General features: G+C 38.4%; 12 protein-coding genes and 1 riboswitch. Of the genes, 2 read left to right on the plus strand and 10 right to left on the minus strand.

Going from position 1 to position 12,588, the window contains the following annotated elements:
- Window positions 1-75 precede the first annotated feature (75 nt).
- From EXE09_RS12710 to EXE09_RS12755, 10 genes are all read right to left on the minus strand, one after another.
- Window positions 76-429 (minus strand): DMT family transporter, encoded by a 354-nt coding sequence (locus EXE09_RS12710; protein ID WP_068973313.1) that lies wholly within the window; start codon window positions 427-429, stop codon window positions 76-78.
- Between the two features lie 185 nt (window positions 430-614).
- A complete protein-coding gene (gene ygiD, locus EXE09_RS12715; protein ID WP_130117572.1) occupies window positions 615-1,481 on the minus strand; it encodes a 4,5-DOPA dioxygenase extradiol in 867 nt (288 codons plus the stop codon).
- 165 nt (window positions 1,482-1,646) lie between these two features.
- Entirely contained in the window at window positions 1,647-2,633 is a 987-nt protein-coding gene (locus EXE09_RS12720) for a diaminopimelate dehydrogenase (protein ID WP_068973311.1), read from the minus strand.
- A 278-nt stretch (window positions 2,634-2,911) separates the two neighbouring features.
- A complete protein-coding gene (locus EXE09_RS12725; protein WP_068973310.1) occupies window positions 2,912-3,397 on the minus strand; it encodes a DUF934 domain-containing protein in 486 nt (161 codons plus the stop codon).
- Window positions 3,390-5,033, minus strand: a complete 1,644-nt coding sequence (locus EXE09_RS12730) for a nitrite/sulfite reductase (protein ID WP_130117531.1) — start codon at window positions 5,031-5,033, stop codon at window positions 3,390-3,392. The genes EXE09_RS12725 and EXE09_RS12730 overlap by 8 nt, the downstream gene beginning before the upstream one ends.
- Before the next feature lie 228 nt (window positions 5,034-5,261).
- Window positions 5,262-5,771 carry a DUF1543 domain-containing protein gene (locus tag EXE09_RS12735; protein ID WP_130117573.1) on the minus strand — a complete coding sequence of 170 codons (510 nt, stop codon included), beginning with the start codon at window positions 5,769-5,771 and terminating at the stop codon, window positions 5,262-5,264.
- Between the two features lie 324 nt (window positions 5,772-6,095).
- Window positions 6,096-7,322, minus strand: a complete 1,227-nt coding sequence (gene trpB / locus EXE09_RS12740; RefSeq protein WP_087554139.1) for a tryptophan synthase subunit beta — start codon at window positions 7,320-7,322, stop codon at window positions 6,096-6,098.
- Window positions 7,306-7,956, minus strand: a complete 651-nt coding sequence (locus EXE09_RS12745) for a phosphoribosylanthranilate isomerase (protein WP_130117532.1) — start codon at window positions 7,954-7,956, stop codon at window positions 7,306-7,308. The genes trpB and EXE09_RS12745 overlap by 17 nt, the downstream gene beginning before the upstream one ends.
- Before the next feature lie 86 nt (window positions 7,957-8,042).
- Entirely contained in the window at window positions 8,043-8,498 is a 456-nt protein-coding gene (locus EXE09_RS12750; protein ID WP_087554141.1) for a GNAT family N-acetyltransferase, read from the minus strand.
- A gap of 109 nt (window positions 8,499-8,607) precedes the next feature.
- Window positions 8,608-10,455, minus strand: coding sequence for a TonB-dependent receptor domain-containing protein (locus EXE09_RS12755; RefSeq protein WP_130117533.1), 1,848 nt, complete (start codon window positions 10,453-10,455; stop codon window positions 8,608-8,610).
- 108 nt (window positions 10,456-10,563) lie between these two features.
- Window positions 10,564-10,724: riboswitch (cobalamin riboswitch) on the minus strand.
- 105 nt (window positions 10,725-10,829) lie between these two features.
- On the opposite strand from EXE09_RS12755, the gene EXE09_RS12760 reads away from it, so the two are divergent.
- Both EXE09_RS12760 and EXE09_RS12765 read left to right on the plus strand, forming a co-directional pair.
- Complete coding sequence (locus tag EXE09_RS12760) at window positions 10,830-11,408, plus strand: cob(I)yrinic acid a,c-diamide adenosyltransferase (RefSeq protein ID WP_130113676.1); 579 nt, start codon at window positions 10,830-10,832, stop codon at window positions 11,406-11,408.
- A 180-nt stretch (window positions 11,409-11,588) separates the two neighbouring features.
- The gene (locus EXE09_RS12765) at window positions 11,589-12,311 is read left to right on the plus strand and encodes a glycerophosphodiester phosphodiesterase (protein ID WP_130117534.1); all 723 of its coding nucleotides are present in this window, start codon (window positions 11,589-11,591) and stop codon (window positions 12,309-12,311) included.
- The last annotated feature ends 277 nt before the right edge of the window (window positions 12,312-12,588 follow it).

Raw genomic sequence — 12,588 nt, forward strand, 5'->3', positions numbered from 1 at the left:
GAATTCCCACATAAATTAATTATTCAAAATTTTTAATTGCCTAGTAATAGCATAAGTTTGACATTGAAGCATCTGTTACACATCAATATTGGAAAACTGCGCAATAATGGTTAACCCGATAGTAATAAAGGCAATCCCCACCCAGCCAGCCAAATCAATATTCTGTCCAAGAAAAGCTTTGGCTAAAAGTGCCGTCGCAATCACGCCCAACCCAGACCATAAAACATAGAGAATCCCCGCTTGCATAAATTTCAAAGCATAGGCTGCACAGGCAAATGAAATAATATATAAAACCAAAGCAATCCCTTGATCGAGTTTATTGACCAAACCATTGCCTTTAGCAGAATAAAAAGTAGAAAGGACATCTGTCGCAATCGCGATCAACAACCAGAACACCCCAGGATTAATTTTTGCAAACAATTCAGACATTATCTTTATAGTTCAAATTTTAGTGACCGAAGTTTAGCCTGAGTTTCAGATTAGGAATAGTATGATCATCATTTTCAATAAAACAAAGTCGTCGCAAAAGACTCAGCAAGAATCATAGTTCAATTAAAAAACAAAAAGGCGAATTATTATTCACCTTTTCATTCAGCAGTTTTAGGTATTGAAAATTAACGCTGATCCAATCTAAAAGAAGTCATGGTCAATGAACCACCAACTGCACGATCATTGAAAATCGACAATTCATCCTTCTCTTCTTGTAAACCTAATGCATACAGCATTGGATAATAATGATCAGGTGTTGGAATCGACAATAAGAAATCTTGCCCTTGTTTATCCCAATCAATCAATGCCTGGTGATTATGATCGAGCAAAAAGTTCTTCATTTTGGCATCGGCTTCTAAAGCCCAGTCATAACCAAACTCATCATTGATTTTATCAAATGCAACCTGTCTCAGGTTATGTACCATATTACCACTTGCAACGATCAATACACCTTTACGACGTAATTGAGCAAGTTCTTTAGCCAAATCATAGTGATATTGCGCACCTTGGCTATAGTCGATACTGAGTTGTACCACTGGAATATTGGCATCTGGAAATACATGACAAAGCACCGCCCAAGTGCCGTGGTCTAACCCCCAGTCATGATCATGATGCACATGGATACTTTGAATCGCTTCAGTGGTCGCGTCTACTAATGCTTTATTCCCCGATGCAGGATATTGCATATCAAATAAAGCTTGTGGAAAACCTCCAAAATCATGAATAGTTTTCGGCTGTTGCATTGCAGTCACTGCTGTTCCACCCTGCGTGAGCCAATGTGCTGAAATACACAAGATCGCAGTGGGTTGAGTTTCCATTTCAGCACCAATGCTATTCCATGAACGGGTAAAGTCATTGCTTTGAATAGCATTCATCGGTGAGCCATGTCCAAGAAACAGCACAGGCATCACTTCCGTATTGGGCAGCGTTGCATTCCAACCTTTCAGTAAGGATAAATCACCTGTTGTTTGATGTAACATTTCATTCACCATGAAAATAGACTTTGCTTTATTATGCAAAGATTCTGATCATGAACATAGCTGCTTTTACGACATACAACATTGCAAAAATGAAACGATGGCTGAGAAATAGAATGACGCTGAGGAAATAAAAAAGCCGAATTTTCATTCGGCTTTCTGTTCATTTTTCAATGATGCTTAGAGTAATTCTTTGCGCAATTGCTCAGGCGATTTCATTGACAATAAACCTGGTGCAACATCAAATGCTGTTTTCGCACCATACTGTTGCATCTGATTTAAGCGATAACATGCACGTGCATAAGCCACTAAAACACTCGCTGTAAATTCAGGATTACTGTCAAGTTTTAATGAAAATTCAATCACTTGATTCTGTTCATCACTGGTATTTCCACTACGAATCACAAAACCACCATGTGGCATTTTTTGATGATCTTTTTTCAATGTTTCTTCATCAATGAAATTTACAGTGGTGTTGTAATCTGCAAAATAATCCGGCATGGTCACGATCGCTTGCTCAACCGCTTTTGCATCTGCACCCTCTGCAAGAACGACATAACATTCACGTTGATGCTTTTCTTTGGTTGTCAACGTTGGACGTGCGCCACTACGAACTTTTTCAATCGCATCCGTCGATGGAATGGTGTATTGCACACCAGCTTTCACCCCCTCTACACGGCGAATCGCATCAGAATGACCTTGGCTTAAACCTTTACCCCAAAAAGTATAAGTTTCACCATCAGGTAATAATGCTTCACCAAATAAACGGTTAATCGAGAACATGCCTGGATCCCAACCAATCGAAATCATCGCAGTTTTCTTGTTTGCCAAAGCAGGTGCATCCACCGCAGCAAAATATTCAGGAATACGTGCATGGGTATCGAAACTATCTACGGTATTGAATTGGCTTGCCAAGATTGGACCTTGCTGTGGCAAATCATCTTTCGAGCCACCACATAAAATCAATACATCAATTTTATCTTGGAAATCACTTAACGAATCCATTGCATAAACTTGAGTTTCAGCAAAGCATGGAGAAACTGTTGCAGGATCACGACGGCTGAAAATACCAACCAATTGTAAATCAGGATTTTTCTGAATCGCAGTTTCAACACCACGCCCAAGGTTGCCATAACCCGCTATACCGACACGAATAGAATTTTGCATAAAAACAAGGTCACTTTTAAATAAAAACTAAAAATAAAAGGGCTAGAAATAAAAGACTGAAAATAAAAGTGAATGCCCAAGATTTTAAATTAGATATTCACTTTTATTTTGAATATTCCGAAAACGATAAACCTATAGTCTTAAACTTAGGTGACCTTATTCTACATGACTATGCACTAAAATAGAGCATTGTTAACTCTATAAAATATATAAATTTATGATCAATTTTTAAAAATAAAAAAGCCTGCTTAATGCAGGCTCTTGAGTGTCAAATAGGCTTAAGCACCTGTTTGATAACTTGCTTGTGCAACCGCAGTCGACGCTTGGTAAGGGTTGGTAAAATCCCCCAAACCTGCCGCTGCTTCAGTAATATCTTTACCTTCTTTAATCACGAAAGTATCGAAACCTGAACGCTTCATGTAATTTAAAACATCTTTAAATACATCACCTGTGGCACGAAGCTCGCCTTGATAGCCTTGGCGACGTAACAACGCAGCAAATGAATAACCACGACCATCATTAAAGCCTGCAAAATCAATAAAAATTGCATCTAACTGATCAAGTGGAAATTGATTCACTTCAGGAGAAGTATCCACAGTGATGAATAGGGCTTTTTTACCTGAAACATTGCCAATTTGATCCAATTGCTCAACAGTCAGAAGCACATCACCTTGTGGTAATACACCATCTTCACCAATGATTTGATAAGTATTATCTGCAATTGTGCCATCTTTAGAGAGGACTTGAAGTGCTGTATTAAGCATATGCACGCTCCTTAAATGGTTGAATGCCGACACGACGATAAGTTTCGATAAACTCTTCACCTTCATTACGAAGATCAAGATACGTATTCAAAATTTCATCTACAATATCAGGAATCACTTCTGCTGAGAATGATGGTCCTAAGATGTCACCAAGTGAAGCATCGTGGTCTGCATTTCCACCTAAAGAGATTTGGTAGAATTCAGCGCCTTTTTTATCTACACCCAAAATACCAATGTTACCCACATGGTGGTGACCACAGGCATTCATACAACCTGAAATATTGAGATCAATTTTACCCAAGTTATAAATGGTATCTAAGTCATCAAAACGACGTGAAATCGCTTCTGAAATTGGAATAGATTTCGCATTTGCCAATGAACAGAAATCACCGCCTGGGCAGCAAATAATATCGGTAATAAAACCAATATGCGCGCGAGCAAGGTTATTTTTTTCAAGGATTTGCCACAATTCAAACAAGTCTTTTTGTGGTACATCGACCAAAGAAATGTTTTGTTCGTGTGTCGTACGAAGTTCACCAAACGTGTATTTGTCTGCAAGATCAGCAATCAAATTCATTTCTTCAGTGGTCATATCACCCGGTGCAACACCCGCACGTTTCAGAGAAATCGTCACGATACGATAGCCTGCAATTTTGTGTGCATTGGTGTTGATATTGAACCATTGCTTGAATTTTGGATGCTCTGCAAATTGTGCAGTGAAATCTTCATCTGCATAATCTTGATACGTAAATGGTGTGAATTCCTCATCCATTTTCTTCAACGTATCTGCATCAACTTTTAATGTTTTGATGGTTTCAGCAAATTCAGCTTCAACTTTTTCAGCAAATACCGCAGGGGTTAATGCTTTTACTAAAATTTTAATACGTGCTTTATATTTGTTATCACGGCGACCATGTAAGTTATACACACGAAGAACTGCTTCAAGATAAGCGATTAAATCTTCACGTGGTAACCATTCACGAATCATAGAACCAATAATTGGGGTACGACCTAAGCCACCACCAACTTTGATTTTATAACCGAGTTCACCCGCTTCATTGCGTGTTAGATATACACCAATATCGTGGAATGAAGTCGCTGCACGATCCACTTCCTCAAGTGCAGACACTGCAATCTTGAATTTACGTGGTAAGAATGCAAATTCTGGATGGAAAGTTGACCATTGACGGATCAATTCACAAGTAGGACGTGGGTCAGCAATTTCACCTGCAACCACACCTGCATATTGGTCAGTGGTGGTATTACGGATACAGTTACCTGAGGTTTGGATCGCATGCATCTGAACTGTTGCCAACTCTTGCAACATATCAGGCACATTTTCCAATGCAGGCCAGTTAAATTGAATATTCTGACGTGTAGAAACGTGTGCATAGCCACGGTCAAATTCCTGAGCCAATTCAGCAACTTTACGTAATTGCTTGGAATTCATTAAACCATAAGGCACAGCGATACGTAACATCGGCGCATAGCGCTGTACGTATAAACCGTTTTGTAGACGTAATGGACGATACTCATCTTCAGTGAGTTTACCCGCTAAATAACGTTCCGTTTGGTCACGGAATTGTGCAACACGTTCATTGATCAATTGTTGATCGAAATCAGTATATAAATACATGGCGTACAGCTAGTAGATTCATTATAACGATGCACAATATAACGAGATTTGATCTATCAGCGAAATGCTTTTTTTACATATTTCATAGCGATTTTATTGATAAGCCTTGTTGAAAGCATGAATAACTAAGGCTTTGCGAGTTTTTATCACATTTATTACGATATTGATGATTTTCTAAGATACTTATCTTATTAAGTGATAAGAAACCAAATTTCTTACCCACTCATTTTAAAGGGTTAAATAAGTATTGCCCCATTGCCCTTGCGCAAATTCACCCTCGATTAATTGAACATAACGTCCATGCACATGATCAATGGCTATACAATCATCCACATCCAAGACACGATCGGTATGTGGTTTTTGCCAATGTTGAGCAAATTGTTGTTTGCCTTTCATTTTAGCCTCAACCGAATCATGAGCAACAACTAGAACATAGCGATGCAATTCACCAAATTCACGGACATCATAACCACCTAAATTAATCAGCCATAACTTCGCTTCTGAAATTTTCGGTTGTGCATCGGTAAAATGGATTTGATACTTCTTATTTTCAAACTCCAAACCATGTAGCTGATGCCATGCGTCAATATGTAAACCTTGCTGTTCACCAAACCATGCATGTTTCAGTTGTGGTGTAATTTCTTCTAAAGAATCACCCACTGCCAAAACAACATCATGGACTTCGGTATTGGCACGTGCGTGGCGACCACCAAGCATGACAATAAACAAACTCGACATTTCTACACCAAATGTTAAATGCAATGTAAATCCTTAAAATTTACATCCTATAAATATAGCTGTTCTCACAGAATCGGACGTCAAATAGAATCGTGCTATCGCGTTAGGCGACATGGATGTCGCCTTTGAGTCGGGGTTCTAGGATGAACCCCTGACGAAACAAAAGGGTTTTGTTACTTTTGCCCAGTCAAAAGTAAGGCATCGCCTACGCAAATTTATTTGATTACTCAGCATAATTTAGGGCTGTGCTTGCCATTTGACTTTAATTAAATGATATGAAAATAAAGCCCCTTCAAGGAGCTTTATTTATGATTTTATTGAGAATTACATCTCAACCATTTCTACACCATCAATACGAGCAACTGTCATCAAATCTTTATCACCACGACCAGAAACAGTCGCAATGATGATTTGATCTTTATCCATGGTTGGTGCAAGTTTAGTCACGTACGCCATCGCATGTGAGCTTTCAAGCGCAGGAATAATCCCTTCGATATGGGTCAAATCACGGAAACCTTGTAACGCTTCAGTATCATTGATTGGCACATAGTTCACACGATGCATATCTTTTAAGAAACTGTGCTCAGGACCTACACCAGGATAATCCAGACCCGCTGAAATCGAATGGGTTTCAATAATCTGACCTTGATCATCAGACATTAAATAAGTACGGTTACCATGAAGTACGCCGACGTGACCTGCGTTTAATGGTGCAGAATGTTTACCTGTTTCAATGCCGTAGCCTGCTGCTTCAACACCGTACATTTTCACATCTTCATCATTCAAGAATGGATAGAACAAGCCCATTGCATTTGAACCACCGCCTACACAGGCAACCAATGCATCAGGAAGACGGCCAGCTTGCTCCTGGATTTGTTTACGTGCTTCACGACCAATGATCGATTGGAAATCACGTACCAATTGCGGATAAGGATGTGGACCTGCAACTGTACCAATCACATAATACGTTGAATCAACATTAGTCACCCAGTCACGCATCGCTTCGTTCATGGCATCTTTTAGTGTTTTTGAACCGCTTTCTACAGGTACAACGGTCGCACCCAATAAACGCATACGATACACATTCATGGCTTGACGTTTCACGTCTTCAGCACCCATGAATACCACACATTCAAGACCCAAACGTGCTGCAATCGTAGCCGTCGCAACACCGTGCTGACCTGCACCAGTTTCTGCGATAATTCGTTTTTTACCTGACAATTTTGCCAATAAAGCTTGACCGATGGTGTTATTCACCTTGTGAGAACCCGTATGATTTAAGTCTTCACGTTTTAAGTAAATTTGCGCACCACCCAACTCTTTCGACCATCGCTCAGCATAATATAGCGGACTTGGACGTCCGACATAGTAGGCTAAATCACGGTCGAATTCTGCCAAAAACTGAGCATCATCTTTCATACGGAAATAGAGTTTTTCTAAATCTTCCAATGCTGCCATTAAAGTTTCTGACACAAAACGTCCGCCATGGATACCGAAATGCCCGTTTTGATCTGGGAATTGGGTATAGTCAATCTTACTTTGTTGATCCACGTTGGACTCCTTGCATAAATCTTTCTATGAGTTGTTGGTCTTTAATACCTTTTGCGGATTCTACGCCTCCGCTGACATCGACTGCATACGCTTGAGTCGTTTGTATCGCATCTTCAATATTCTCAGGTTTTAAACCACCTGCCAATATTAAAGGAATATCGAGTTTGGGGAACTGTGACCAGTCAAAACTATGCCCTGTTCCACCTTTCAGTTCAGGATGCCATGCATCCAATAGCATAGCACTCGCACCAGCCTGTTGATATTGCTGAATTGTCGAAATAATTTCTGTATCTGTTGCATCTGGTTTTACTTGAATCGCTTTGTACCAACGACGTTTATTGTATTGTGCAATCTGTTGGCATTGTTCAGCGCTTTCATCACCATGAAATTGAATCACATCAAGCGGAACTTGCTCTAAAACTTGGGCAATGTCTTCTGCTGTTGCATTGACAAACAGCCCCACAATATTGACATAAGGAGGAATGAGTTTTGCCAATTGTTGTGCCAATTCTACATTTACATAACGTGGACTCGGTTCAAAAAATACCAGACCAATCGCATCCACACCTGCTTGAACAGCAGCTTGAATATCTTGTGGTCGGGTAATTCCGCAAATTTTGGCACGGGTACGCATAGTATTAACTCGGATGTATTCTTTATTTTCAATACAAATTTAAATATTGAAGGCGAATCATTGTAAAGCAATTTAATCAAAAGTGCTTAAACCTGTTTATGTAAATAAATAAAATCCAACTCATCATGAATTTTTTCAGTTCTGAATTGCTGATAACCAAGCTTCTCATAGAGCCTTATATTTTCTATACTTTTATGACCTGTAAATAATTCATAACGCTGACTTTCAGAATCGTTCTCTATTTTCAGCAACAATTGGCTTCCAATTCCTTGTTTTTGAAAATCAGGATGAACGATTAAACGACCAATATGTAGAGTACCCTGATCTACATAGCCCCTTACTGAACCAACAATTTCATCATTAAAGGTTGCGACAATAATTTTATGATTTTCAAACTCAAGTTGTAATTGTTGTAGCGTTTGAAGTAACGGTGGAATATTCCAGTCTTGATATAATTCAGCCTCACTTTGATATGCAATTTTCTGTAGTTCTAAAATATCTTCAGCTTCAGACATAATTGCCTGCTTAATGATTATTTCCATTTTACTTAGTTTTCTTTTATGTAAAGTTAAACCCTAACTTAATTCTCAAGTATTTAAAACTGTAAAATAAAAAGCCCTGAAATTTCAGGGCTTTTTCTGCATTTACAAATTATTTCATTGCATAACGTAAAGTCACCCAAGCAGTACGACCGTCTTGGTTATATCCTTGCGAAGTTTGATATTGCTTATCAAACATATTAGCTAATTTTGCCTGAATAGAAAACTCTGGTGTTGCTTGGTAAGTCACACGCGTATCGGCTGTTGCAAAACTTGGTAAAGAAGCTGTATTTAAACCATCGGTATCGATATAACGTTTATCTTCTGCATGTACAGATCCACCAATTGTCCATTTATCCATTGTATAGTCAGCAGATGCGTTAAATAACTGTTTTGCACGATAGCTAATTTGTTTACCTTTGGCAGCACCCTCACTACGATTTTCTGGATCTTGGTAGGTATAATTTACGTTCCATTTCCAGTTTTCTAGCGTTTGACCTAAGCTTAATTCAGCACCACGAATACGTGCTTTGTCGATTTGGCTCGCATACCAATTCCATGAACCAGGTGCATCTGGACGCCATACAATCAAATCATCAATTTCATTATAAAAACCATTCAACTCCCAATCGAGAGTTTTCAACTGACCTTTTAAGCCAATTTCATAGTTTTTAGATTCCTCTGGCTCTAAATCAAGAACACCACCATAAGGACTGTATAAATCATTGAACGTTGGTGCTTTAAATGCTGTGCCATAGCTTGCATAAACCATTGCCTGATCAAAATGATAACCTAAAGTTGCATTACCAGTGGTATGCGTACCAAACTGTTCATTATCATCTACACGAAGTGCTGCTTGTAATTCAACTTGGTTATAGTTACCAAGATATTGCGCAAAATAACCATGATTATCACGTGCTTTTTCTACATATTCTTTGACACCAGAGCCTTTCACTTCATCATTTAAATAATCATAACCCAACAATAAAGTATTATTTTTATTAAATTTTAATGTATTTAACCAAGAAACCGTATCTCTTGTAGTGTTATAAACCGACTGCGATTTTTTATTACTACGTGAATCTTCTTTATCTTCTGCTCGCCCTAATTTAACTTGGGTAGACCAAAGATCATTCACATCATAAGTTGCGCCAAGACCATACACATTTTGCTGAATTTCTTGTTCTGGATTAACTGCATAACTATTGTCATATTCAGTTGTACCATCAACATGAAGTACATTCATATCCACAGCCAGTTTATCTGTAATTTGATGCCCTGCTTTTAATGAAACTGAATAGTTTTTATAACCATCATGATCACGTTCGGTCTGTGTATCTGTCGAATCAATTCCTTGAGTATGTGTACCCGCAACACTTAAAGTTGCCCAACTATTGTCGGTTTTGATATTGACGCCCGCATTTGCATCATAGCTTTCATGAGAGCCATACGTAAATGATGCAAAAGGTTTTACCCCATTTTCAGTCCCTTTACGTGTATAAATTTGAATCACACCACCAATCGCTTCAGAACCATATAAGCTTGAACGAGGGCCACGCACAACTTCCACACGTTCAATTTGATCAATTGGAAGGAATTGAAATGCGGCTTGACCTGTAGTTGCAGAACCAATTTTTTGACCATCAACCAAGACTAAAATTGCATTAGCATTAGTACCACGTAAACTAAGTGATGTTGCTTTACCTGCACCACCACTATTCTTCATGGAAACACCTGGGAGTGTTTTTAAGAGATCTTCTACAGAGTTATATTGCTTACGTTCAATTTCAGCACGATCAATGACCGTAACCGCAGCCATGGTTTTTTGGTTATCTTGTTCAACCAAATTTGCGACTGTGTTAATCGTTGGAAGTTGAACAACATTTTCAGAAGCGATAGCTACTGATAAAGGAGATAAAGTAAAAAAAGAGCTAACTAAAGCTTTTGAAATAATACGCATAAAATTACGTCCCCATTCGCACCGCCCGTGCGAAACAAACTATGGATTATGCAAATGTTGATTGCGCTATATCGATTTCATCAACAACGAATAATAAACAATTGCATATTAATTAGGTCTGTATCAGGCCGGTCTCCGGACTTAAGAGCAATCATTTCAAAAAATGGTTGAACTCTATTCACCGTTGCGGGGGCAGTGTCAGATTAGGAATTTCTACTGACTTCCCAGTTTCACTTCTGAATTGAAGCACCTGAAACGTTCGCAGATTATGTTCTGACCATGTTGAAGTCAAGCTTAATTTTTAAAGTATATTCTTATCGTCATCGAAATCTTTTATGCTTATATAGACACTGAAATTTTCGCAAGGAATCCAAATGGGACATCGTTTAAGTAAAATTTACACACGTACAGGTGATGCAGGAACAACAGGGCTTGGTGATGGCTCACGTGTAGCCAAAGATGATCTACGCATTGCTGCACTGGGTGATGTTGATGAACTTAACTCGATTGTCGGTGTATTACGTTCACAAATTGCAGTGAGTACAATTGAAGATAAGGCGACTTGGGATAAATCTTTAAGCTTGATCCAACACTGGTTGTTCGATTTGGGTGGTGAAGTGTGTATTCCAAACTACAACCTACTACAACCTGTTTGCGTTGAGTTTCTTGAACAAGAAATTGACCGTATGAATGAAGACTTACCGATGCTGAAAGACTTCATTCTTCCATCTGGAACAATTGTTTGCAGTTATACCCATCAAGCACGTGCTGTTTGCCGTCGTGCAGAACGTAGTTTAATGACCGTACATACACGTGACCAAAATATCCAAGCCACTGCATTGCAACTTCTCAATCGTTTATCTGATTGGTTCTTCGTTGCTTCACGTACGTTGCAACGCGCTGAAGGCGGTAGCGAAGTACTTTGGCAAAAGAATATTAATGAAACGATTTGATGTGCTTTACCAAGAAACAAAAAAATAGAAATTTCACAATCAAATAAAATCCCACCTAACCTCCCTTTAAAAAAAGGGAGGAACTTCTCGCCATAAAATTCATCTAACATTTCAATACAATATGCAGTTATATTCAGCTTATACTTTTAATCAGAAAGGAAAATCAAAACAGAGTTCATCATGAGAATCATTGGTCATCGTGGCGCACGTGGGGAAGCCCCTGAAAATACTTTAGCAGGGTTCCAATACATCCGTGACTTAGGCATTCGTGCAGTCGAATTTGATGTACGACAGCTCAAAGATGATGAACTGATCATTATGCACGATGACAACTTTCTTCGAACTACAGGAACAAATCAAAAACTCTATGATCTAAAAAGCACAGAACTCAAAGCCTACAACCAAGCCAATATTTGGATGGATTGGGAAAAACAAATCACACCAACTTTGCGTCAAAGCCTGAATATCATGCAAGACTTTGAACATATCGAGGTTGAAGTCAAAGCGGTTGAAACAGAAGAACATGCTGAAAAACTCGTTATTGAATTAGAAAAACAGCTTAAAGGCTTTGAAAATACTGCAGTAATCACCAGTTTCGATCTAAAAATCCACCAAGCTTTGATTCAACAAAATAGTCATTTCAAGCACGGTTTACTCATTGAAGATGACATTCAAGACAAAGCCATCGAACAAGCTTTAGCACTGAAATGTTGTCAAATTGGATGGATGAACCAATTAGCCACAGATCAACTACTCAAAGCAACACAAGATGCCAATTTAGCCATCAGTATTTGGACCGTAAACGATATTGAACGTGCAAAAAAATTACGTGATTTAGGAATTGATGGTTTGATTACCGATTTTCCTAAAATGATGCAAGTAGCACTGAATCAAACTAAATAATCATCAAGGATTCAGCTTGTTTTACTTGATTATCAACAGTCTAAACGACGACTTTTGCCAGAAAGCTATGACTAAAATTTGTATGCTTTTTTGACAAAAAAATCATACTTTTGAATCATTCATTTTTTTCGATTAAATCTTTAAAATTCATGTTTTATTCTGTTACTGTTTTATACAATACAGATGTACACTAATGCTAGTGAACACATGTTCGCCCATGATAGAATCCATGAATGTATAGCCTAGAAAAATACTGAAGCTATGCTTTCAACTTTAA

The sequence above is a fragment of the Acinetobacter sp. WCHAc060025 genome (genome assembly GCF_004209355.1).
GTDB lineage: Bacteria > Pseudomonadota > Gammaproteobacteria > Pseudomonadales > Moraxellaceae > Acinetobacter > Acinetobacter wuhouensis.

Excerpts from the sequence above, each read along its gene's own strand:
- EXE09_RS12710 (WP_068973313.1), bottom strand. The coding sequence starts at position 429 with ATGTCTGAATTGTTTGCAAAAATTAATCCTGGGGTGTTCTGGTTGTTG.
- ygiD (WP_130117572.1), bottom strand. The coding sequence starts at position 1,481 with ATGGTGAATGAAATGTTACATCAAACAACAGGTGATTTATCCTTACTG.
- EXE09_RS12720 (WP_068973311.1), bottom strand. The coding sequence starts at position 2,633 with ATGCAAAATTCTATTCGTGTCGGTATAGCGGGTTATGGCAACCTTGGG.
- EXE09_RS12725 (WP_068973310.1), bottom strand. The coding sequence starts at position 3,397 with ATGCTTAATACAGCACTTCAAGTCCTCTCTAAAGATGGCACAATTGCA.
- EXE09_RS12730 (WP_130117531.1), bottom strand. The coding sequence starts at position 5,033 with ATGTATTTATATACTGATTTCGATCAACAATTGATCAATGAACGTGTT.
- EXE09_RS12735 (WP_130117573.1), bottom strand. The coding sequence starts at position 5,771 with ATGTCGAGTTTGTTTATTGTCATGCTTGGTGGTCGCCACGCACGTGCC.
- EXE09_RS12745 (WP_130117532.1), bottom strand. The coding sequence starts at position 7,956 with ATGCGTACCCGTGCCAAAATTTGCGGAATTACCCGACCACAAGATATT.
- EXE09_RS12750 (WP_087554141.1), bottom strand. The coding sequence starts at position 8,498 with ATGGAAATAATCATTAAGCAGGCAATTATGTCTGAAGCTGAAGATATT.
- EXE09_RS12755 (WP_130117533.1), bottom strand. The coding sequence starts at position 10,455 with ATGCGTATTATTTCAAAAGCTTTAGTTAGCTCTTTTTTTACTTTATCT.
- EXE09_RS12760 (WP_130113676.1), top strand. The coding sequence starts at position 10,830 with ATGGGACATCGTTTAAGTAAAATTTACACACGTACAGGTGATGCAGGA.
- EXE09_RS12765 (WP_130117534.1), top strand. The coding sequence starts at position 11,589 with ATGAGAATCATTGGTCATCGTGGCGCACGTGGGGAAGCCCCTGAAAAT.